20 protein-coding genes are annotated in these 21,020 nt (G+C 72.0%); 13 read left to right on the forward strand and 7 right to left on the reverse strand.

Annotation, left to right across the window (positions count from 1 at the left end):
- The first annotated feature begins 150 nt into the window (after nt 1–150).
- Entirely contained in the window at nt 151–543 is a 393-nt protein-coding gene (locus tag AB0D85_RS16260; protein ID WP_362319830.1) for an ArsR family transcriptional regulator, read from the forward strand.
- Here AB0D85_RS16260 and AB0D85_RS16265 read toward each other — a convergent pair.
- Both AB0D85_RS16265 and AB0D85_RS16270 read right to left on the reverse strand, forming a co-directional pair.
- On the reverse strand, nt 497–1,129 hold the full coding sequence (locus tag AB0D85_RS16265) for a TetR/AcrR family transcriptional regulator (RefSeq protein ID WP_362319833.1): 633 nt from the start codon (nt 1,127–1,129) through the stop codon (nt 497–499). The genes AB0D85_RS16260 and AB0D85_RS16265 overlap by 47 nt on opposite strands.
- A gap of 129 nt (nt 1,130–1,258) precedes the next feature.
- Complete coding sequence (locus AB0D85_RS16270; RefSeq protein ID WP_362319836.1) at nt 1,259–1,786, reverse strand: MarR family transcriptional regulator; 528 nt, start codon at nt 1,784–1,786, stop codon at nt 1,259–1,261.
- Nucleotides 1,787–1,848: 62 nt separating this feature from the next.
- On the opposite strand from AB0D85_RS16270, the gene AB0D85_RS16275 reads away from it, so the two are divergent.
- The gene (locus AB0D85_RS16275; RefSeq protein WP_362319839.1) at nt 1,849–3,135 is read left to right on the forward strand and encodes a multidrug effflux MFS transporter; all 1,287 of its coding nucleotides are present in this window, start codon (nt 1,849–1,851) and stop codon (nt 3,133–3,135) included.
- A gap of 232 nt (nt 3,136–3,367) precedes the next feature.
- Here AB0D85_RS16275 and AB0D85_RS16280 read toward each other — a convergent pair whose 3' ends face one another.
- The gene (locus AB0D85_RS16280) at nt 3,368–3,982 is read right to left on the reverse strand and encodes a helix-turn-helix domain-containing protein (protein WP_362319841.1); all 615 of its coding nucleotides are present in this window, start codon (nt 3,980–3,982) and stop codon (nt 3,368–3,370) included.
- Nucleotides 3,983–4,132: 150 nt separating this feature from the next.
- Here AB0D85_RS16280 and AB0D85_RS16285 point away from each other — a divergent pair, with 150 nt between their 5' ends.
- Complete coding sequence (locus AB0D85_RS16285; protein ID WP_362319844.1) at nt 4,133–4,687, forward strand: cysteine hydrolase; 555 nt, start codon at nt 4,133–4,135, stop codon at nt 4,685–4,687.
- Nucleotides 4,688–4,696: 9 nt separating this feature from the next.
- Here AB0D85_RS16285 and AB0D85_RS16290 read toward each other — a convergent pair whose 3' ends face one another.
- Both AB0D85_RS16290 and AB0D85_RS16295 read right to left on the reverse strand, forming a co-directional pair.
- Nucleotides 4,697–5,974 carry a cytochrome P450 gene (locus AB0D85_RS16290; protein WP_362319847.1) on the reverse strand — a complete coding sequence of 426 codons (1,278 nt, stop codon included), beginning with the start codon at nt 5,972–5,974 and terminating at the stop codon, nt 4,697–4,699.
- A 10-nt stretch (nt 5,975–5,984) separates the two neighbouring features.
- Nucleotides 5,985–7,334: a glutamine synthetase family protein gene (locus AB0D85_RS16295; protein WP_362319850.1), complete on the reverse strand. Its 1,350-nt coding sequence runs from the start codon at nt 7,332–7,334 to the stop codon at nt 5,985–5,987.
- Nucleotides 7,335–7,726: 392 nt separating this feature from the next.
- Between AB0D85_RS16295 and AB0D85_RS16300 the strand changes: the two genes are divergently transcribed.
- The 10 genes from AB0D85_RS16300 to AB0D85_RS16345 all read left to right on the forward strand — a co-directional run bounded on the left by AB0D85_RS16300 (nt 7,727) and on the right by AB0D85_RS16345 (nt 17,849).
- On the forward strand, nt 7,727–7,915 hold the full coding sequence (locus AB0D85_RS16300) for a ferredoxin (RefSeq protein WP_362319853.1): 189 nt from the start codon (nt 7,727–7,729) through the stop codon (nt 7,913–7,915).
- A gap of 2 nt (nt 7,916–7,917) precedes the next feature.
- On the forward strand, nt 7,918–9,111 hold the full coding sequence (locus AB0D85_RS16305; protein ID WP_362319856.1) for an FAD-dependent oxidoreductase: 1,194 nt from the start codon (nt 7,918–7,920) through the stop codon (nt 9,109–9,111).
- Nucleotides 9,112–9,121: 10 nt separating this feature from the next.
- The gene (locus tag AB0D85_RS16310) at nt 9,122–9,934 is read left to right on the forward strand and encodes an acetoacetate decarboxylase family protein (RefSeq protein ID WP_362319859.1); all 813 of its coding nucleotides are present in this window, start codon (nt 9,122–9,124) and stop codon (nt 9,932–9,934) included.
- A 126-nt stretch (nt 9,935–10,060) separates the two neighbouring features.
- Nucleotides 10,061–11,521 carry an aldehyde dehydrogenase gene (locus AB0D85_RS16315; protein WP_362319862.1) on the forward strand — a complete coding sequence of 487 codons (1,461 nt, stop codon included), beginning with the start codon at nt 10,061–10,063 and terminating at the stop codon, nt 11,519–11,521.
- Nucleotides 11,514–12,449 carry a 3,4-dihydroxyphenylacetate 2,3-dioxygenase gene (locus AB0D85_RS16320; RefSeq protein WP_362319865.1) on the forward strand — a complete coding sequence of 312 codons (936 nt, stop codon included), beginning with the start codon at nt 11,514–11,516 and terminating at the stop codon, nt 12,447–12,449. The genes AB0D85_RS16315 and AB0D85_RS16320 overlap by 8 nt, the downstream gene beginning before the upstream one ends.
- A gap of 10 nt (nt 12,450–12,459) precedes the next feature.
- Complete coding sequence (locus tag AB0D85_RS16325) at nt 12,460–13,305, forward strand: fumarylacetoacetate hydrolase family protein (RefSeq protein ID WP_362319867.1); 846 nt, start codon at nt 12,460–12,462, stop codon at nt 13,303–13,305.
- A gap of 43 nt (nt 13,306–13,348) precedes the next feature.
- On the forward strand, nt 13,349–13,975 hold the full coding sequence (locus tag AB0D85_RS16330; RefSeq protein WP_362319870.1) for a TetR family transcriptional regulator: 627 nt from the start codon (nt 13,349–13,351) through the stop codon (nt 13,973–13,975).
- A 187-nt stretch (nt 13,976–14,162) separates the two neighbouring features.
- Complete coding sequence (locus tag AB0D85_RS16335; RefSeq protein ID WP_362319873.1) at nt 14,163–15,608, forward strand: APC family permease; 1,446 nt, start codon at nt 14,163–14,165, stop codon at nt 15,606–15,608.
- Between the two features lie 61 nt (nt 15,609–15,669).
- Nucleotides 15,670–17,160: an aldehyde dehydrogenase gene (locus AB0D85_RS16340; RefSeq protein WP_362319876.1), complete on the forward strand. Its 1,491-nt coding sequence runs from the start codon at nt 15,670–15,672 to the stop codon at nt 17,158–17,160.
- Nucleotides 17,157–17,849 (forward strand): gamma-glutamyl-gamma-aminobutyrate hydrolase family protein, encoded by a 693-nt coding sequence (locus AB0D85_RS16345; protein WP_362319879.1) that lies wholly within the window; start codon nt 17,157–17,159, stop codon nt 17,847–17,849. Before AB0D85_RS16340 ends, AB0D85_RS16345 begins: the two co-directional genes overlap by 4 nt.
- Here AB0D85_RS16345 and AB0D85_RS16350 read toward each other — a convergent pair whose 3' ends face one another.
- Together AB0D85_RS16350 and AB0D85_RS16355 are read right to left on the reverse strand one after the other, a co-directional pair.
- Complete coding sequence (locus tag AB0D85_RS16350; RefSeq protein WP_362319881.1) at nt 17,850–18,422, reverse strand: MarR family transcriptional regulator; 573 nt, start codon at nt 18,420–18,422, stop codon at nt 17,850–17,852.
- 57 nt (nt 18,423–18,479) lie between these two features.
- Nucleotides 18,480–20,999, reverse strand: a complete 2,520-nt coding sequence (locus AB0D85_RS16355; RefSeq protein WP_362319884.1) for a right-handed parallel beta-helix repeat-containing protein — start codon at nt 20,997–20,999, stop codon at nt 18,480–18,482.
- Between the last annotated feature and the right edge of the window lie 21 nt (nt 21,000–21,020).

Here is a 21,020-nt window from a genome sequence, read left to right on the forward strand (position 1 = left end):
CTCGTGCTCACGCCGAGGCCGGGAACCTCTCTCGTGCATGGCCCAAGGCCGACCCGGCAGTCACCCGGCCGATCCTAGCGGCCCCGGTCGTGGTTTCGACGGCGGTCGTACGATGACGTGACCGTTCCGAAGCCGCCCCGAGGAGTGACCGTGGCCCGCCCCCGTAGCAGCCCACGCACTGTGGAGCACCCCGACCTGGCGGAGGTCTCGCTCCAGCAGGTGCTGGAGGCGCTGGGGGATCCGGTGCGGCGGACGGTGGTCGCGCAGCTGTCCCGCGCGGACGAGGACCTGAGCTGCGGGACGTTCGACGCGCCGGTGTCCCTCTCCACGCTGACACACCACTTCAACGTGCTGCGCGAGGCCGGCGTCATCCGCCAGTACTACGTCGGAACGGCGAAGCTGAACACGCTGCGCACCGAAGAGATGGAGCAGCGGTTTCCCGGTCTCCTCTCCGCCGTGCTGTCCGCCTCGGCCCTGGAGGGCGAGCGGGGCGCGGTCAGGGCGCCGACCCCGCCGCCATCCGGGTCGCGGCGTCGTAGATGAGCCGGGCGTGCAGCTCGAACAGGGAGACCAGGTCGACGGAGTCGCCGTTGACCTCCCGGTGCACGAACAGGCCGTCGGCGCCGGCCACGGCGTAGGTGGTCAGGGTGTCCACGGCCGCCTCGTCCAGGGCCGGGAAGAGGACGCCGATCACCTCGGCGATCCGCCGCCGGGAGACGGCGCGGACCTGGAGGAAGACAGTACGGCCGCGCGGCTCGGCGGGGCGGCGTTCCAGCGCGAGCATGAGGCCGAGGCGCAGGAAGTCCGGTGCGGCGACCAGGGACCTGGCCACGTTCGCGGCCATGAGGGTGACCCGCTCCAGCGGGGTGCCCGCGTCGTCGCCCGGGAGTTCGACGGCCGTGAGCCAGGTCTCGAAGCTGCGCTCGATGACGGCGGCGATCAGGTCGTCCTTGTCCTTGAAGTGCCAGTAGATCGAGCTGGCAGGCAGCCCGCACTTGGCGCTGACGGCCGCGATGGAGGTGCCGTCGTAACCGCGCTCGCCCGCGATCTCGACCGTGGCGTCGAGAATGCGCCGGCGCGACTCCACCCCGTTCGCGCGCTTCCTGCGTGCCGTCTGCGGCCCGGTCATCTCTGCGCCTTTCGGAGATCATGGCGGCCGCCGGGGCGGACCGCCGCTGAAGCCTCCACTCTAATTGGAACGGCCCCTACAGCAGGACCGGTGGGGGGCGCTCGTCCGATGATCGCGCCGGGCCGGGTCTCAGCCGTGGCCGCCGCGTGACTCCATGGCCTCGACCAGGCGGTGCAGCGCCTCCGTCACCCGTGCGCGGTCCGCTCCCAGGCCCGCCAGCAGGCCGACCTCGATGGAGAGTTGCCGGGGAAAGAGGTCGTCGACCGCCCTGGTGCCGGCCTCGGTGATGGTGACCAGGGCGGCGCGCCGGTCGGCGGGGTTGGGGGTGCGGGTGATGAAGCCGCGTTTCTCCAGCTTGCCGAGGGTCTTGCTGACACCCGCCCGGGACAGGCCCAGCCGCTCGGCGAGGCTCCGGGCGATGAACGGCTCGGTCGCGTGCCGGAGCGGGATCAGCATGTCGACCTCGGGCGCGGTGAGGGCGGCCCCCGCGTAGAGGGGTTCCACGGCGCGGTTGAGCAGCCCGGTCGCGTGCTTGAGCAGTCCGACCAGCTCCATGGGGGAGGTGTCCAGGCCGGGGTCGTGGGCGGCCCACTGGGCGCCGACGTCGGCGGCGGAGGGCGTGGAGAAGGGCGTGGCGGGGCTGGAGGGGGTGGGCATGCTGCTCGACTTCTCGCTCTCCATATTTGTTAGCTGGTGAACTATCGGCTACCTTTATTTTCATGGTAGCTCCGTCATCCTCGCGCAACCGCGCCGACGCCGTCCCCCACGCCGCCGGACCTGCCCCTTCGGGTCGTACCACCACCGCTCTCATCGCCGTGCTCGGCGCCCTGACCGCGGTCGCCCCGCTCGCGACCGACATGTACGTCCCCGGGTTCCCCGCGCTGGGGGAGGCGCTCGGGGCGAGCAGTCCGGCCGTGCAGCTGACGATGACCGCGTTCCTGGCCGGACTCGTCGTCGGCCAGCTGGTCATCGGCCCGCTCAGCGACGGGCTCGGCCGGCGCCGGTTGCTGATAGCCGGTGCGGCCGGGTTCATCCTCTTCTCCCTCGCCTGTGCCGCCGCCCCGAACATCGCCGTGCTGACCGGCGTCCGCTTCCTGCAGGGGGTGGCCGGTGCGGCGGGCATGGTGCTGGCCCGGGCCGTCCTCACGGACCGCTTCCACGGGCCCGAACTGCCGCGCTACTTCGCGGTGTTGTCCCAGGTGGTCGGGGTGGCACCGGTGGCCGCGCCGGTGCTGGGCGGGGCCGTGCTCTCGGTGTCCACCTGGCGGACGGTGTTCATGGTGCTGGCCGTGCTCGGGGTGCTGCTCCTGCTCGCCGTGGTGCGGGCGGTCCCCGAGTCGCTGCCGCCCGAGCGGCGCCACGGCGGCGGACTGGCCGGCACCTTCCGGGCCATGGGCGCGCTGCTCACCGGCCGCACGTTCATGGGGTACGTGCTGGTCGTCGCCCTCGTCTCGGCCGCGCTGTTCGCGTACATCGGCGGTTCCAGCTTCGTCTTCGAGAACCTCCACGGGGTCTCCTCGACGACGTACTCCCTCATCTTCGCCGCGAACGCGGGCGCGATGCTGGCCGCCGGGGCCCTGTTCGCCCGCCTGGCCGGGCGCGGCGTGCGCCTCAACACCCTGCTCTGCGCCGGAGTCGCCACCGCCCTGCTGGGAGCGCTGGCACAGGTCCTGCTGGTGCTGACCGCGGGCGAGACCCTCGCCGGCACCTGGATCACCCTGTTCGTGACCGCCGGCGGTATCGGCCTGGTCTTTCCGAGCGTCATGAGCATCGGCCAGGCGGTGGGCCGTACGGCGCCGGGCGCGGCGTCCGCACTCCTGGGCGGCCTGCAGTTCCTCTTCGGGGCGCTGGCCTCACCGCTGGTGGGGGTGTTCGGGGAGAACAGCTCCCTGCCGATGGCGCTCGTCATGCTGGTCGCGCTGGCGGGGGCGGGGCTGGCACTCGTGGGGCTGGCCCGGCCCTGGGAGGGGCATGGGGAGCCGGAGCCTACGGCGGCGATGCGTTAGCCGATACGGCGGCGCGCGCGAGCTGTTCGGGGACAGACGCGCGTACCGATTCGAGCCGTGCACACTGGCCGTCCCGCGCGCCCTGGCCCGGTCGGCCACCGAGAGGCCGCGATGAACGCCGGTACCCGTCGTACAGAGTCGGCCGAGGGCCCCGTCGAACTCGCCGGCCCCGTCCGGGCCGCGACGGTGCGATCACGGAAGCTGCCGGTGCGACTGCGACGCCCGGAGGAGATCAGCTCGACGGCGGGCTGAGCAGTCCGTCCACGATGTCGCGGAGCGGGCCCAGGAGATCGTCGGGGGTCGCGTCGGCCAGCGGGCGCAGGCCCACGGCGGAGCGTACGACGGCGACCCCGACGCCCAGGGCGACCAGCAGCTCCGCCCGCAGCAGGGCGTCGGGGGCCGGCGCGGCGCCCGACGCTTCGAGCACCTGCCGGCTGAACTCCTCCAGGGCCCGCCGGCGCAGCTCCGCCACCTGCTCGTCGCCGGAGTCCCGCAAGAGCATCAGCACCGGATGCTCGCCGAACTCCGCCCATGCCCCGGCCGCCAGCTGACGGCTGAGGGCCTCGGCCAGGGCGGCGGGGTCGCGCGGGAACTCCGCCTCGCCGCCCAGCAGCCGGGGTGTCGACGCCAGCGCCGCCTTGAACAGGCCTTCCTTGGAGCCGAAGTACCGCTTGATCAGCGCCAGGTTGACCCCGGCGTCCGCGGCGACATCCCGCAGCGTGGTGCGGTCGTACCCCAGCTGGGTGAACCGGGCGCGGGCGGCCAGGAGCAGGGCACGGCGTGTTGCCGCCGCGTCCCGGCGCCGGCGCCCGTCGGCGGCCTGATCGGTCGTGTCGTCCGATGACACAGCGGCTCCTCTCGTCAGCACAGAGTGTTCCTTCGGCGGACCGAGGTCGCGCCACCGGGTAATCATGCGTTGACATCGTCCCGGAGCGGTACTACGTTCCTAAGTAATCACTTGATGACTAACCCGGTCAGTGTGGAAGGAACAGCGACGGTGCCTCAGCAAGCCCTCCTCGTCATGGATGTCCAGCAGGTCGTCGCCGACCGCTTCCCCGCCCCCGATTACCTCCCACGCCTGAGCAAGGCGATCGACGCCGCCCGCGCGGGCGGCGTCCCGGTGATCTACGTGATCGTCGGCTTCCGCCCGGGATACCCGGAGGTCAGCCCCCGCAACAAGATGTTCCGCGGCCTCGTGGGCGCCGCACCCCGGCCGGCCGGTGACGACCGGGCCACGCAGGTCCATCCGGAGGTGGCTCCCGCGCCCGGCGAGACCGTCGTCACCAAGCGACGCGTCAGCGCCTTCGCCGGCAGCGACCTCGACATGGTGCTGCGGGCCCGCGGGATCGATCACCTCGTCCTCACCGGCATCGCCACCAGCGGCGTCGTGCTGTCCACCCTGCGCCAGGCCGCCGACCTCGACTTCGAGCTCACCGTCCTGTCCGACGGCTGCCTCGACTCCGACCCGGAGGTGCACCGGGTGCTCACGGAGAAGGTGTTCCCCATGCAGGCGGAGGTCACGACCGTCGACGAGTGGGTGGCGGCACTCTGACGCCTGCCGTCAGGCGAGGGTCACCTCCACCGGCAGCTTCTTGATGCCGTTCACGAAGTTCGAGCGCACCCGCGGCACCTCGCCGACCAGGCGGATGTCGGCGAGCCGCGGGATCAGCTCCTCGAACATGATCCGGATCTCGGTGCGGGCCAGCAGGTTGCCCAGGCACAGGTGCGGGCTGCCCTTGCCGAAGGTGACATGGTCGTTGTCCTGCCGGGCCACGTCGAAGTCGTACGGGTTCCCGAAGACCTCCTCGTCGCGGTTGCCCGAGGCGTACCACATGACGACCTTGTCGCCCTCCTTGATGTTCTTGCCGCCGAGCTCGACGTCGCGGGTCGCCGTGCGCCGGAAGTGGTAGACGGGGGACGCCCAGCGCAGGAACTCCTCCACCGCCGTCGGGATCAGCGACGGGTCGTCCCGGAGACGGGCCAGTTGCTCGGGGTGCTGGAGGAGGGCCAGCATGGAGTGGGTGATGGTGTGCCGGGTGGTCTCGTTGCCGGCCACCACCAGGAGCAGGAAGTAGTTGTCGAAGTCCTGCGCGGACAGCGGGACTCCGTCGCGCGGGGTGGTGTTGACCAGTTTGGAGATCAGGTCGGTCCCCTCGCCGCCGCGCCGCTGCCGGGCCAGCTCCCGCCCGTACTCGAAGACTTCGAGCGAGGCGGGGGAGCGGAACGGCAGGTCGCGGTACTTCTCGCTCTCCGCGCTGTGCAGCAGGACGTCCGCGTAGTCGGGGTCGGTGTTCCCGATGATGCGGTTGCCCCAGTCGATCAACTGCTGGTTGTCCTCCGGCGGTACGTCGAGGAGCCGGGCGAGCACGTTGATGGGGAAGTCGGCGGAGACCTCGCGCACGAAGTCGAACCGCCCTTTCGCCAGCGCCGCGTCGAGCGTCTTCGCGGTCAGCCCGCGCAGGAAGTCGGTGTAGCTGTTGATGACACCGGCGCCGAACTGGCGCTGGATCACGCTGCGCAGGGCGCGGTGCCGGACGCCGTCCAGCTCCAGGATGGAGGCGCGCTTCTTGATCTGGTCCTCGTCGACCTCCTCCAGGTTCACGAACTTCGTGGAGGTGAACGTCTCGGCGTCCCGGTCGACGCGTGCGACGTCGGCGTGCCGGGTCACCGCCCAGAAACCGGAGTTGGGCGCCTCCTCCGGCTGCCAGTGCACCGGGTCCTCGTGACGCAGGGTGTGGAACATTCGCCAGGGGGTGACCCCGTCGGTGAAGTTGTCGAGGTTCGCGAGGTCGACGTCGGCGAGGGCGACGGGCTCGACGCCGGTGGCGGCTGTGGTCATCGCTGATCCTTCACAGGTGGTAGGCGTACTCGGTGAACTCCCAGTCGGTGACGTGCCGTTGGAAGCGTTCGACCTCGTTGCGCTTGTAGGAGAGGTAGGAGTCGGTGAAGTCCTTGCCGAGCAGCTCGGCCAGGTCGGTGTCCGCCTCCAGCGCGTCCAGCGCGGCGGACAGGTCCATGGGCAGCACGGCCGCCTTCGAGGTGTCGTAGCCGTAGCCCTCCAGCGGGGCCGGCGGCTCCTCGCCCGCCAGGACGCCGAGCAGCGCGGCGGCCGTGGTCGCGGCGATCGCCAGATACGGGTTGGCGCTCGCGTCGCCGAGGCGCAGTTCGAGCCGGGCGCCGGTAGCCCGCTCGGGCGGGACCCGCACCATCGCGCTGCGGTTGTCCAGGCCCCAGTCGATCAGCCAGGGAGCGAGGGTGTCCGGGCCGAAGCGCTTGTACGAGTTGACGGTCGGGTTGAGCAGTGCGGCCAGGGCGGGCGCGTGGGCGAGGATGCCCGCGATCGCGTGCCGGGCGGTGGCGGACAGGCCGTAGGCGCCGGAAGGTTCGTCGAAGGCGTTGCGGCCCTCGGGGTCGGCGCAGGACAGATGCAGATGGAAGCCGGAGCCGCCCGCGTCGTTGAAGGGCTTCGCCATGAAGGTGGCCAGTCGGCCCTCGCGCCGGGCCAGCTCCTTGATCGCGGCCTTGAAGCGGAACGCCCGGTCGGCGGCGGACAGGGCCTCGGAGTGCAGCAGGTTGATCTCGAACTGCCCGCCGTCGAACTCGTGGTTCCCGCTCAGCACCCCCAGGTCGAGGCCGCGCACCTGCCGCAGGGTGCGCAGCAGGTGGTTGTCGGGGTCGGCGCGCAGGCCCGCGGTGTAGACGACACCGGGGTTGCCGCCGTAGCGCCGCCAGCCGCCGGACGGGTCCGGCTCGCACAGGAAGTACTCCAGCTCGGGTCCGACGACCGGGCTCAGCCCGTGCTCCTGGCACCGGCCCAGCACCGACCGCAGCAGATCGCGCGGCGACTCGGGCGCGGGGGCCCCGGTCGCCGGATCGATCACATCGGCCAGACAGGCGGCCACCCCCGGCTCCCAGGGCAGTGCGACCAGGGTGCCGAGGTCCGGCCGTACACAGATGTCCGGCAGACCCGCGTCCAGACCGCCGCTGACCGGGACCACATCGCCCTGCGGACTGGTGTGGTACACGGCCCGGCAGAAGGCCAGCCCGTGCTCCACGGCCCGGGGCAGCTCCTCCAGCAGGACGTCGCGGGCCCGGTCGGTGCCGATGAGGTCGGGAAAGGTCACCCGGACGACATCGATGCCGTCGGCGGCGAGCCGGTCCATGTGCCGGCGGACTTCTGACAGGTCTTGATCGCTCACCGTTGTCTCCTCGGGCGGACGGACGTCGGGGCACCGCCTCCGGGAATCCGGGAATCCGGGGATCCGGGAATTCATGGATCCGGGGATTCGTGGGTCCCGGGAGGCGGGTGGCGTGGGACATGAGGGCCGGGGCGCGTCTACTCGGCAGCTCTCCGGCCTGCTGTTTGAAGCCAAACGGTAGGCAGGGGTGCGTCTTGCCGCAAGGGGGCGGCGGAAAGAATTTATCCATACGGATAGGTATTGACCAGGGGGTGGCGCCTGCCTACCTTGTTTGAAGCCAAACGAGTTCGGGTCGCGGCTCGCCGCAACCCGTTGGCAGGGCCCGGTCGGCACGACCGGCCGGGCCCACTTCCTCCCCTCCCTTCGCTTCCGCTCCCTCAGGAGGACCGGCCATGAAGGTCGTCGTCGACATGAACAAGTGCCAGGACCACGGCCAGTGCGTCTTCGCGGCCCCCGACGTCTTCTCGATGGACGACGCGGGCCACCTCGTGTACGTCTCCGACCCGGACGACGCACTGCGCGACGAGGTCGAGGAAGCGGCCGACGTCTGCCCGCTCCAGGCCATCCGGATCGAGGCCTGACCGTGGACGCGCGCATCGTCGTGGCCGGCGCCTCCATGGCCGGCCTGCGCGCCGCCGAGCAACTGCGGGCTGCGGGCTGGACCGGCGCGATCACCCTCGTCGGCGACGAACCGCACATGCCCTACAACCGGCCGCCCCTCTCCAAGGAGGTCCTGGCCGGCAAGGCGCCCTTCGAGTCCCTCGCCTTCCGTCCGCGCGCGAGCGTGTCGGACGTCGAGTGGCGGCTGGGCAGGAGGGTCGTCTCGGCCGGGCTGGACGAGCGGACGGTCCGGCTCGACGACGGCGGTGCGCTGTCGTACGACGGACTGGTCGTCGCCACCGGGATGCGCCCCCGGCGTCTGAACTGCCCGGGACCGCTCGCCGGCCGGCACACCGTCCGCACCCTCGACGACGCCCAGGGCCTGCGCGAGGCACTGACCCGGCCCGGTGCCCGGGTCGTCGTGGTCGGCGCGGGATTCATCGGCTGCGAGGTCGCCGCGACCGCGGTGGGCCTCGGTGTCGCCGAGGTGACGGTCGTCGACCCGCTGCCGCTGCCGATGGCCGGGCCGCTCGGGGAACTGCTGGGCCGTTCCCTGCGCAAGCGGCACGAGGAGCGCGGGGTGCGCTTCGCGCTGGGGGTCGGCGTGGCCGGGTTCGCGGGCGAGGAGCAGGTCACCGGCGTGGTGCTGAGTGACGGCTCCCTGCTGCCCGCGGACGTGGTGGTCGAGTCGGTCGGGTCGGTCGCCAACACGGAATGGCTCGACGGCAACGGACTGGATCTGACCGACGGGGTCCTCACCGACGCGTACCTGCGGGTCGGCGGCCGGCCGGAGGTGGTCGCGGTGGGTGACGTGGCACGGTTCCCCAACGCCCGCTACGACGGCGTCCCACGCCGGGTCGAGCACTGGAGCATTCCGACCGACACTGCCAAGCATGCGGCGAAGACGCTGGTCGCCGGTGCCGAGCCGGTGCCCTTCGCGCCGCTGCCCACGTTCTGGAGCGACCAGCACGAATTCCGGCTCCAGTCCTTCGGCGCGCCCGTGCTCGGCAAGGACGACGTCCGGATCCTCGACGGCGACCCCGACGGGGACGTGCTCGTCGGGTACCACCGCGACGGCCGGCTCGTCGGTGTCGTGGCACTCGGCGGCCAGGCCGTCGCCGCGTCCGCCGCCCGTTACCGCACCGAGCTGCTCAAGCAGCCCGCCCTCACTGTTTAAGGAGCCCCAAGTGGCCAGTCTCCGTGGTTACTTCCATCCGAAGACGGCGAGCGGTGCCTCGTCGCTGATCCCCTCGCCGCCGTGGCGGTACTCCGGTGACCTGCTCACGATCGAGTACCGGACCGACCCCGCGCGGGTGCGTGAACTGCTGCCCGAGCCGCTGGAGCTGGCCGACGAGGATCCCGGGGCGGTCGCCCTGATCTGGGCCGACTGGCAGTCCTGCTCGGCGTCGGGGGAGGAGCTGCTCGATCCCGTGCGGGCGCAGTACAAGGAGGCCTTCGCGGTCGTGCGCTGCACGTACCGGGGGCAGACGTACTCGCGGTGCGTCTACATCTGGGTCGACAAGGACTTCGCGATCGCGCGGGGACTGCACCAGGGGTATCCGAAGAAGCTCGGGTCGATTCACCAGACCCGTCCGCATCCTTATGGGCCGGCGCCCCGGATCGAGGCCGGGGCCCGGTTCGGGGCGACGCTGGCGGCCGCGGACCGGCGGTTGGCGCAGGCGGTGGTGACCCTGCGGGAGCCGTCCGGGACCAACGGGTTCGTCAATGGGCACCCGATGGCTCATCACCGGTGGCTGCCTTCGATCGAGAAGGGGAAGGGGCTGGCGCTGGATGAGTTGATCGAGTCCGGGGCGGCGTCCTTCGAGGGCGGTCAGCCGTGGGTGGGGGACGCGGAGTTGGAGCTGTTCGAGGCGCCCACCGAGGAACTGGCCCGCCTGGAGATCCATGAACCGATCGCCGCGTACTACCGCCAGGTCGGGGTCGTGTGGGACGGCGGTCGCCTGCTGGAGAGCGGGATGTCCGGAGCGGCTGCCGGGTGAGCTGCGTGGTCGGGTGCGGGTGCGTTGTGGCTGGTCGCGCCCACGCGGCGGTAGCCGCAAATTCAACACAGCCCCGCGCCCCTGAGGTAAGTGGCGGACCCCTTCGTATGAATGGAAACCCTTCTCATGCCTGACAAGATCATCGTTGCCGGTGTGTCCGTCGATACCCGGCACTGGATCGGTGGTGAGCGTGTCGCCTCTGCCGAGACGTTCACCGACCACTCGCCCATCGACGGGCAGCCGGTCGGCGAGATCGCCCGCGGCGGTCCCGCCGAAGCCCAAGCCGCCGTCGCCGCTGCCAAGGCGGCTTTCCCCTCCTGGGCCGCCACCTCCCGCGCCGAGCGCGCACGCCTCCTCCACGCCATTGCCGACGGTGTCGAGAAGCGGCTCGAAGAGCTCGCGATCGTCGAGACCACCGACAACGGCGCACTGCTCCGGTCCCACCGCCGTGGCGTGATGCCTCGCGTCGCCCACAACTTCCGGTTCTTCGCCGACTGGCTGCTGACGCTGGAGCACGAGGACTTCGAGACCCGCGGGCACACGAACCACGTCAGCTGGGATCCGGCGGGTCCGTGCGTGCTGATCACCCCGTGGAACGCCCCGCTCATGCTGTCCACCTGGAAGGTCGCCCCGGCCCTCGCCGCCGGGAACACCGTGATCCTCAAGCCCGCCGAGTGGTCCCCGCTCACCGCCTCCCTCCTCGCCGACATCGCCGCCGAGGCCGGGCTGCCCGCCGGTGTGCTGAACGTCGTGCAGGGGTACGGCGCCGAGATCGGCGACGCGCTGACCTCGCACCCGGACGTACGCCGGATCAGCTTCACGGGGTCCGTGCCGACGGCCACCCGGATCGCCGCCTCGGCCGCCGCCAACCTGACGCCCCTGAGTCTCGAACTCGGCGGCAAGTCGCCTCTGTTGGTGTTCGCCGATGCCGATCTCGACCTCGCCGTGGACCTCGCGGTGGAGCAGTACGACAACGCCGGGCAGGTGTGTCTGGCCGCCACCCGGTTCCTTGTCGAGGAGCCTGTTGCCGAGGAGTTCACGCGGCGGTTCGTCGAGAAGGCCACGGCCCTGAGGCAGGGCGACCCGCGCGACGAGGCCACCGACATCGGGCCCAACATCCATCCCCGTCAGCTGGAGAAGATCGACGGGTTCGTGCAGCGGGCGGTCGCCGCAGGGGCGCGGGCCGTGATCGGAGGGCAGCGCAAGGACGGGCAGTTCTACGCGCCGACGCTCCTCACCGATGTCGCGCAGGACTCCGAGATCGTCCAGGAGGAGGTCTTCGGGCCGGTCCTGACCCTCCAGACCTTCACCGACGAGGAGGAGGCAGTACGCCTCGCCAACGACACCCGGTTCGGGCTCGCCGCCACCCTCGCCACCGGCGACCCCGAGCGTGCCGAGCGCGTCACCGCGCAGCTGGTCGCCGGCACCGTCTGGGTCAACTGCTTCTTCGTCCGCGACCTCCAGGCACCCTTCGGCGGCTCCCGCCTCTCCGGTGTCGGGCGCGAGGGCGGCACCTGGAGCTTCGACTTCTACTGCGACCTGAAGAACACCGTCACCGCACCGAAGGGCTGGAAGGACCATGGGTGAGATCGTCGGGGCGGGGCTTCTCGCCCATGTCCCCACCATCGTGCTGCCGGAGGCCGACCGGCTGGAGCTCAACGAGGGCAAGGAGATCACCCTCGTCACCGGACTGCGGGAGCTGCGCCGCGAGGTGTTCGAGCGGGACGACTACGACACCGTCGTCGTCCTCGACTCGCACTGGGCGACCACCGTCGAGTTCGTCGTCACCGCCCAGCAGCGGCGGGCCGGGCTGTTCACCTCCGAGGAACTGCCGCGCGGGATGTGCCGGATGCCGTACGACTTTCCCGGTGACCCCGAACTCGCCCGGAACATCGAGCAGTTCGCCGACAAGCACGGCACCTGGATCACCGCGATCGACGACGAGTACCTGCCGATCTACTACGCCACCCTCAACCTCTGGAAGTACCTGGGCGAGGGTCTGCCCGACAAGCGGTGGGTGACCATCGGGGTCTGCCAGACCGGGGACATGGAGGATCATCTGCGGTTGGGGCGGGCGCTCGCCGACGGTATCGCCGCGACCCCGGGGCGACGGGTGCTGCTCATCGCCTCCGGCGCCCTCTCGCACACCTTCTGGCCGCTGCGCGAGCTGCGCGACCACGAGGCCAGCGACCCGGTGCACATCCGGACCCCGGAAGCGCGCGAGGCCGACTACCAGCGCATCGCCTGGTTCAAGGAGGGCCGTCACGACAAGGTCCTCGACACCATGGACGAGTTCTGGAGGTTCAAGCCCGAGGCGAAGTTCTTCCACTACCTGATGATGGCCGGCGCCCTCGGCGAGCAGGCGTGCGTCGCCAAGGCCCGGCAGTACGGCGCGTACGAGAACTCCGTCGGCACCGGCCAGGTCCACCTCTGGTTCGACCGGCCCGCCGACGGCTGGACCGGCACGGAGGCATCCGCGACCACCGCGCCCCGGAACCCGCACCGTCGCCCCTAGGAAGGCAGCCATGCCCGAATACCGCCGTATCCTCCTCGACGGCGCCGCCGTCCAGGTCACCGTCGACGGGGACGAACTCGTCGCCGGGGACGGCCGCCGCGTGAAGACCGAGGACGCTCAGCACCTGCCGCCGGTCGTGCCGTCGAAGGTGATCGCCGTCCACCTCAACCACCGCAGCCGGGTGGACGAGTTCCGGATCGAGCTGCCCGACACGCCGACGTACTTCCACAAGCCGACCTCCTCCCTCAACTCCCACAAGGGCGCGATCGTCCGGCCCGAGGGCTGCAAGTGGCTCAACTACGAGGGCGAGGTCGCCATCGTCATCGGGAGGACCGCCCGGAACATCTCCCCGGCCGAGGCGGGGGAGTACATCGCCGGGTACACCGTCGCCAACGACTACGGGCTGCACGACTTCCGGGACACCGACGCCGGGTCCATGCTGCGGGTCAAGGGGTCGGACACGCTGTGCCCGCTGGGCCCGGGGCTGGTGACCGACTGGGACTTCCACGGCAAGCGGCTGCGGACGTACGTCAACGGCGAGGTCGTCCAGGACGGTTCGACCGACGAGATGAAGTGGGACATGCACTACCTCGTCGCCGACATCGCCCGGACCATCACGCTGTACCCCGGTGACGTGCTGCTGTCCGGGACCCCTGCCAACTCGCGGCCCGTCCAGCCGGGCGATGTCGTCGAGGTGGAGGTGGAGGGCCTCGGGCGGCTGACCAACCACATCGTCACCGGGCCCACCCCGGTCCGCAGCGACGTCGGCGCGCAGCCCACCGAGTCCGAGGAGGTGCTGTCCACGGCCCTCGGCGGCGACTGGGAGTTCCGTGGCATCCGCGCGCCCCGCAGGTAGACGTCACGACAGGCGCCGGGACCCGGCGGGTAGGGTCGCGACCATGACCGAATCCGCCGGGACCCCGCAGCCGTCCGACGCCCGGTCGCGCAAGCGGCTCGGGTACGGGGAGGGGCGCGAGGCGCTGCTCAAGGCCGCGGTCCGGGTCGTGGGGCGGCGGGGGCTGCGCCACCTCACCTACCGCGCCGTGGCCGAGGAGGCCGGGGTCACCCACGGCCTGGTCGTCCACCACTTCGGCTCCCGCGACGCGCTGATCGAGGAGTCCCTCGCCTACGCCATCCGCCTCAGCCTCAGCAGCAGCCTGCTGGAGCCCGGCACCGGGAAGCCCGAGGACTTCGTGGCCGGGCTGACCGACATGGTGGAGGACGACGCGGACGGGCAGGCGTACCAGTACGAGCTGCTCCTTGAGGCACGGCGCCGCCCCGAGCTGCTGCCGCAGGTCCGCGCGCTGTACGACGAGTACTTCGGCGCCTCCCAGCGCGAGCTGGCCCGCATACTGCCCGGCGACGCGAGCCCGGCGTTCAACCGGCTGGTCTTCGCCGCGCTGGACGGCCTGGTGCTGCACCAGCTCACCGGGCTGGGTGACCGCACCGACACCGAGGCCGCGCTCGCCGAGCTGCGTGCGCTGCTGCGCACGCTGGGTGAGCGTCCGCCGGAGAACCACGACTGAGCGTGCCCGACCCGGAACCCCCCGTCGCGGTCGCGCCGGGGGGTTTGCCATGCCTGGGGAGCGCCGGTTTCCCTGGCGTAAATTCCCTTTCCCACCCCCTTGTCAGATGGATAGTTCCGGCCCACCATGAGGCAACTCGTTTGGCTCAAAACGAAAACTCCTCCCTTCCCCTCAGCAGGTGATCCGAGTGGACAGTCAGACGGTCGACGCCTCTCCGCAGACCGGAGAGGGCAGCCGCCCCGCGGCCACCCTCAAACGCAACGCCCTGGGTGTCCTGGGCATCCTCTTCTTCGTCCTGTCCGCCCAGGCGCCGCTCACCGGTATCGCGGGCGCCGTCCCGATCGCCGTGGCCGTCGGCAACGGCGCCGGGGCCCCGGCCGCCTACGCCATCGCCGGAGCCGTGATCCTGCTCTTCTCGGTGGGCTTCGTGGCCATGGGCCGACACGTCGTGAACGCCGGCGCCTTCTACACGTACATCGGCAAGGGGCTGGGCCGGACGACGGGCAGCGGCAGCGCCGCGGTCGCGCTGTTCGCCTACTGCACGGTCCAGGCCGCCATGTACGGCCTGTACGGGTTCACCGTCAGCGGCCTGGTCGAGCACTACTCCGGCGCGCACATCGCCTGGTGGGTGTGGGCCCTGGTGACCATGGTCGTCGTCCAGGTGCTGGGCGCCGCGGGCATCGAACTGGGCGCCAAGGTGCTCGCCGTGTTCGTGCTGGCCGAGTTCAGCATCCTGCTCGTCTTCGCCCTGGTCACCTTCGTCAAGGGCGGCGGCCCCGAGGGCCTCGACTTCGGCGGCACCTTCTCGCCCGGTGCCGTGCTCCAGGGCGCGCCCGGCGTGGCCCTGATGTTCGCCGTCGCGTCGATGTTCGGCTTCGAGGCCACCGCCATCTACGGCGAGGAGGCCCGCGAGCCCCACAAGACCGTCCCCCGGGCCACCTATCTGTCGGTCGCCGTCGTCACCGGCTTCTTCGCCTTCGTCTCCTGGATGCTGGTCTCCTCGTACGGCCCCTCGAAGGTCACCGCGGCCGCGGGCAAGGCCCTGTCCGGCGGCGACTCCACCGTGTTCGTCTTCGCGCCGATCGCCGCCCAGTTCGGCGGCTGGGTCAACGACGTGCTGCCGATCCTGCTCGGCACCTCCCTCTTCGCCGGCATCCTCGCCTTCCACAACTCCGCCAACCGCTACCTCTTCTCGCTCAGCCGCGAGGGCCTGCTGCCGGGCCGGCTGCGCACCCTCAACCACCGGCACTCGCCGTGGGCCGCGGGCCTCGTCCAGACGGTGATCGCCGTGCTCCTCGTGATGCCCTTCGCCCTCGCCGGCAAGGACCCGGTCCTCACCCTCTTCTCCTGGTTCAGCGGTGTCGGGGTCCTGGCCTGCATGCTCCTGTACTTCCTGACCTCGGTCTCGGTGATCGTCTTCTTCCGCCGGGAGCGCCTCGACACCCGGCGCTGGAACACGCTGATCGCCCCGGCCCTCGGCGCCCTCGGCATCGCCGCCGTGATCTGGGTGGTCCTCACCAACTTCACGACCCTCATCGGCGGCGACCCCACCACGGCCACCTGGCTGGTCCTGGCCGTACCCGCGGTGCTGCTGCTCGGGGCGGGGACCGCACGGGTCGTCCGCGGTCGCTGACCCACCTTCGCCGGGCCCGGCCGCCACGCGGCCGGGCCCCCGACCCCCCGACGGGACCCCCATGCTGGATCTCACCCACGACGAACTGCTCCACCGGGCCAAGGCTCTCGACCTGCCCGCGCAGCACCACATCGACGGAACCGACGAACCCGGCGCGGGGGCGGCCTTCGAGGTCGTCTCGCCCCGCGACGGACAGGTCCTCACCCGGGTCGGCGACGCAGGCCAGGCCGAGGTCGACCACGCGGTCGCCGCCGCCCGCCGCGCCTTCGACTCCGGCCCCTGGCCACGCCTCGCCCCCGCCGAGCGCGGCCGGATCCTGCTGCGGATGGCCGAACTCCTCGAAGAGCAGCGGGAGAAGCTCGCCCTCACCATCACCCTGGAGATGGGCAAGCCGATCACCGAGTCGTACGCCATCGAACTGCGCGCCGCGATCAACACCTTCCGCTGGTACGGGCAGTTGGCCGACAAGCTCACCGACGAGTCCCCGCACACCGCCCCCGACGCCCTCGCCCTGATCACCCGCGAGCCGACCGGTGTCGTCGGCGCGGTGGTCCCCTGGAACTTCCCCCTCACCCTGGCGAGTTGGAAGGTGGCCCCGGCGCTCGCGGCCGGCTGCACGGTCGTCCTCAAGCCGTCGGAGTCCTCCCCGCTCTCCGCCCTGCTGCTCGGCCGCATCGGCACCGAGGCCGGACTCCCGCCGGGCGTCCTGAACGTCGTCACCGGCGACGGCCCCACCGCCGGCCGCGCCCTCGGCCTCCACCCGGACGTCGACGTCCTGGCCTTCACCGGCTCCACCGCCGTCGGCCGCCACTTCCTGCGCTACTCCGCCGACTCCAACCTCAAGCGCGTCTGGCTGGAGCTCGGCGGCAAGTCGCCCAACATCATCCTCCCGGACGCCCCCGACCTGGACCGGGCCGCCGCCACCGCCGCCTGGGGCATCTTCTTCAACCAGGGCGAGATGTGCACCGCGCCCTCCCGGCTCCTGGTCCACTCCTCGATCGCCGAGCGCGTCACGGACGCGATCGTGCGCCGCGCCGAGGAACTGCGGATCGGCGACCCGCTCGACCCCGCGACCGAGATGGGCGCGCTGGTCGGGGAGGCCCACCTGGGGCGCGTACAGGACCACATCGCCGACGGCCGATCGCAGGGTGCCAGGCTGCGTACGGGCGGCGAGCGCGCGCTGGCGGAGACCGGCGGCAGCTATCTGCGGCCGACCGTCTTCGACCGCGTCGACCCCGGGATGCGCCTGGCCCGGGAGGAGATCTTCGGCCCCGTGCTGTCCGTGCTCGCCTTCGACGACCTCGACGAGGCGGTCCGGCTCGCCAACGCCACCGAGTACGGGCTCGCGGCCGGACTGTGGACCTCCGACCTGTCCACCGCGCACCGGGTCTCCCGCGCCCTCAAGGCCGGCACGGTCTGGGTCAACTGCTACGAGGAGGGCGACCTGACCGTGCCCTTCGGCGGGATGAAGCAGTCCGGCAACGGGCGGGACAAGTCCGCGCACGCGATCGACAAGTACACCGAACTCAAGACGACCTGGATCCAGCTGTGACCCGTCCGCTCATCGCCGTACCCGCCCGCTTCTCCGCCACCACCTCGGCCCTCCGCTTCGCCGCCGAGGTCAACGCCCGCGCCCTGATCGAGGCCGTCTGGCGGGCCGGCGGCGAACCCGCGAGCATCCACCCCGCCGACACCGACGTGGCAGGCCGGCTCGCCCGCTTCGACGGGGTGCTGCTGCCCGGCGGCGGCGACCTCGCCCCGTACCGCTACGGCGCCGGCGACACCCACGAGAGCGTCTACGACGTCGACGACCTCCAGGACACCTTCGATCTCGAAGTCGCCCGCCGCGCACTGGAGTCGGGGCTGCCGCTGCTGGCGATCTGCCGGGGGCTCCAGGCCGTGAACGTGGCGCTCGGCGGCACCCTGGAGCAGGACATGGGCGGCCCGGACCGCACCCACCGGCACCTGCGGCACCCGGTGACCGTGCGAGCCGGCTCCCATGTCGCCCGGGCGCTGGGGGAGGAGAAGGCGGACGCCTCCTGCTACCACCACCAGCGGGTGGACCGGCTCGGCGACGGGCTCACCGTCACCGCGACCGCCGCGGACGGCACGGTCGAGGGACTGGAACTCCCCGGCGCCCGGGGCTGGTTCACCGCCGTGCAGTGGCATCCGGAGGACACCGCGCACGAGGACCCCGTCCAGCAGCGGCTCTTCGACGCGCTGGTGCGGGCCGCCGCCTGATCAGGCCTTCGGGCGGCGCCCGCTGCGACGCGGTGCGGGCTCGGCCCCGTCGAGCAGCTCGCGGCGCCGCTCCTCACCGTGCTCCTCCACCTGGAGCACGACCCGCCGCAGCCCCTCCGCGAGACCCCGGCACTCGGCGTCGCTGAGCCCGGAGGTCACGAAGGCCTCCTCCTCGTTGAACGCCGGGAACACCCGCTGCATCAGCTCCTCGCCCTTGTCGGTGAGGCTGAGCAGCACCAGCCGGCCGTCGCGCGGATGCCCGGACCTGCTGAGCAGCCCGCGAGACTCCAGCGTCCTGGCCACCCCGGTGAGCGTGCCCTTGGAGATCCCGGCCTCCTCCGCCACATGCCGGGTCTCCGACTCGCCCCACACCCAAACGACCCACAGCACCACGAACGCCGTCCAGGTCAGGTCGGAGCCGCGCAGCACGGAGTTCTCCAGGTGCTGGCGCACGGCGGAGGCGGCCCGGTAGATGTTCGCCACGGTCGCCATCTGGTCCCGGCGGATCGGGGTGCCGCCGAGCTTCGCCGAGGCGAGCTTCTCGGCTTCGGTGATGGACCGCTGACCGGGCACGGGTGGCTCCTTCGCGAATTTCGTTCGGCCTCAAATTGTACGGAACGCCGCGTGCCCTCAGCGCGCGGCCGGATGGGGCAGGTCGTGGGCCTCCAGACTGATCAGCTGCTCCGGCGTCGGGGCGGCGAGCTCGGCGACGCGCTGGGCCTGGCGTTCGGTCGTCTCCTGGAAGATCTGCCGGGCCGAACGGCCGTTGCCGAAGCCCTCGCCCCGGGGCATGGCCTCGAAGAGGCCGACGAGCTCGGTGCGGGCCGTGGGCGTGAGCTCGTAGCGGTGCTGGCCGGCCTGGTACTCGACGATCGACACCAGCTCGGCCGGCTCGTAGTCCTCGAAGAGCAGGGTGCGGCCGAACCGGGAGGCGAGGCCGGGGTTGGATCCGATGAAGCGGTGCATGTCGCCCGGGTAGCCGGCGGCGATGACCACCACGTCGTCGCGGTGGTCCTCCATCAGCTTCACCAGGGTCGCCACGGCCTCGGTGCCGAAGTCGTTGCCCGCGAAGGCCGGGGCCAGCGAGTAGGCCTCGTCGATGAAGAGCACACCGCCGAGGGCCCGGTTGAAGGCGGCGGTGGTCTTCGGGCCGGTGTGGCCGACGTACTCGCCCACGAGCGCGGTCCGGTCGACCTCGACCAGATGACCCCGGCGGAGCAGGCCGAGGGCCTTGAGGAGGCGGCCGTAGAGGCGGGCGACCGTGGTCTTCCCGGTGCCGGGGTTGCCGGCGAACACCAGGTGGCGGCTGAGCGGCGGGGCGGGCAGCCCGGCCTCCTCACGGCGGCGGACCGTCTGCATCAGCTTGACCAGGGAACCGACGTCCTGCTTGACGCGGTCCAGGCCGACCAGCTCGTGGAGTTCGCCGAGCAGGTCCTCCAGGTTCTCCTCCTCCGGCTCCTCCGCGTCGGCGGCGGACTTGGCGGCAGTGGGGGAGGGGGCCGTGCCGGGCGTACCGTTCGCCGGGGCCGCGGCCGGGGTGCCGAAGGTCAGCGGGGTGCCGTCGGCCGAGCAGTCCTGCAGGACCGGCTTGGCGCCGTCGTCCGTGCCCAGCGCCTCCGCGCAGTCACGGATACGGCAGTGCCGGAAGACCGGGTCGGCGCCCTTGGCGACATGCAGCGCGGGGAAGCCGGAGCGGGTGACGTCGAGGGAGGTGAACGTGCCGCCCGCGCCCTCCGCCAGGAACACGCCGTTCTTGCCGGGCCGGTCGATGTGCAGCCCGGTGACCTCGGGTCTGGCGCCGGTCCACACGACCGCGCCGGAGCCCGCGCAGTCCTCGACCCAGCCGCCGGTGACCGTCGCCTCGGCGCCCTCGTCGACCACCAGCCCGGCCGCCCCGGCGCCGCTGATCCGGATCCCGGCGAGCGAGGCGACGGCGCCCTTGGCGACCTGGACGCCGATCTCCTTCGTCCCGGTGACCGTGCTGTCGGCGACCGTGCTGCCGGCGGGCGAGCCGATACCGATCCCGGCGGCGGACCCGGCGACCCGGCAGCCGGTGAGCGTGGCCGTCGCCCGCTCCAGGACGCTGATCCCGGTCATGGCGACGTCGGCGATCCCGCAGTCGGTGAGCTCCACCCGCGCCTCGCCGGTGGCGTGCACACCGTGCTCGGCGCCGCCGCGCACCCGGCAGTCGGCGAGCCGGCCGACCGCCGTGCCCGCCAGGTGGATCGCGCTGAAGGCGCTCCGGTCGATCCGGCAGTCGGCCAGGTCCGCCTCGGCCGAGCCCGTGACCAGCAGCCCGTTGGCCCCGGCATCGGCCACCGAGCAGCCGGAGGCGCTGAGCCGGGCCGTCTCCTGCACGACCAGTCCGCTCGCGGCCGCGCCACGGATCCGGCAGTCGGTCAGCTCGGCACACGCCGACCCGGTCAGATGCACCCCCGCCGCACCGGACGTCTCGATCCGCGACTCCCCGGCCGTGGCCTCGGTGGAGTCCTCCAGGAGCAGCCCCGCACGACCGCTCCCGGCCAGCACCGAGTCCGTCAGCCGCAGCCGGGCCCGGCCGCGCAGCCGTACCCCGGACCCGGTCGTGCGCTCCAGACGCAGCCGTACGGCGTCCAGGCTCGCCGTACCGGACAGGACGACGCCGGTGCCGTCGATGCCGGTGACCGCCGTGTCCTCCACACGCGCGCGGACACCCCCCGCGAGGTGCAGACCCGCCAGCCGGGCGCCCTCCACACGGCAGCGGCGCAGTACGACGGCCGTCGTACCGCCCTCCTCGTCCTCCGGGCCCTTCACCTGCACCCGGCCGCCTTCCACCGAGCACTCCTCCAGGACCAGCCCGGCGCCGGGCGACACGCTCACGGCCGGCAGGCTCGCGTCGGAACCCCACACGGTGATGTTGTGCAGGGCGCAGTCCGGCCCGTCCACGGCCACCGCGGGTGCCTCACCGGGCGGCGCCGCGATCACCACGCTGCCCCGGCCGTGCTCAGCCGTGAGCACCACGGCACGGTCGAGGACCAGGTTCTCGGTCCAGGTGCCGGGGGCGATCACCACCAGATCGCCGGGCGAGGCGGCGCGTACCGCCTCGCCGATGGTCCGGTACGCGCCCCGGCCGCCCTGTCCCTTGGGCGCCACGGTGTGACGGGTGGTCATCTACGTTCCTCAGTCCTCGGT

The sequence above is a fragment of the Streptomyces sp. NPDC048277 genome, assembly GCF_040652235.1.
Taxonomy (GTDB): domain Bacteria; phylum Actinomycetota; class Actinomycetes; order Streptomycetales; family Streptomycetaceae; genus Streptomyces.

Coding starts and splice junctions, on each gene's coding strand:
- AB0D85_RS16265 (WP_362319833.1), bottom strand. CDS start 1,129: ATGACCGGGCCGCAGACGGCACGCAGGAAGCGCGCGAACGGGGTGGAG.
- AB0D85_RS16270 (WP_362319836.1), bottom strand. CDS start 1,786: ATGCCCACCCCCTCCAGCCCCGCCACGCCCTTCTCCACGCCCTCCGCC.
- AB0D85_RS16275 (WP_362319839.1), top strand. CDS start 1,849: ATGGTAGCTCCGTCATCCTCGCGCAACCGCGCCGACGCCGTCCCCCAC.
- AB0D85_RS16290 (WP_362319847.1), bottom strand. CDS start 5,974: ATGACCACAGCCGCCACCGGCGTCGAGCCCGTCGCCCTCGCCGACGTC.
- AB0D85_RS16300 (WP_362319853.1), top strand. CDS start 7,727: ATGAAGGTCGTCGTCGACATGAACAAGTGCCAGGACCACGGCCAGTGC.
- AB0D85_RS16315 (WP_362319862.1), top strand. CDS start 10,061: ATGCCTGACAAGATCATCGTTGCCGGTGTGTCCGTCGATACCCGGCAC.
- AB0D85_RS16320 (WP_362319865.1), top strand. CDS start 11,514: ATGGGTGAGATCGTCGGGGCGGGGCTTCTCGCCCATGTCCCCACCATC.
- AB0D85_RS16325 (WP_362319867.1), top strand. CDS start 12,460: ATGCCCGAATACCGCCGTATCCTCCTCGACGGCGCCGCCGTCCAGGTC.
- AB0D85_RS16330 (WP_362319870.1), top strand. CDS start 13,349: ATGACCGAATCCGCCGGGACCCCGCAGCCGTCCGACGCCCGGTCGCGC.
- AB0D85_RS16340 (WP_362319876.1), top strand. CDS start 15,670: ATGCTGGATCTCACCCACGACGAACTGCTCCACCGGGCCAAGGCTCTC.
- AB0D85_RS16355 (WP_362319884.1), bottom strand. CDS start 20,999: ATGACCACCCGTCACACCGTGGCGCCCAAGGGACAGGGCGGCCGGGGC.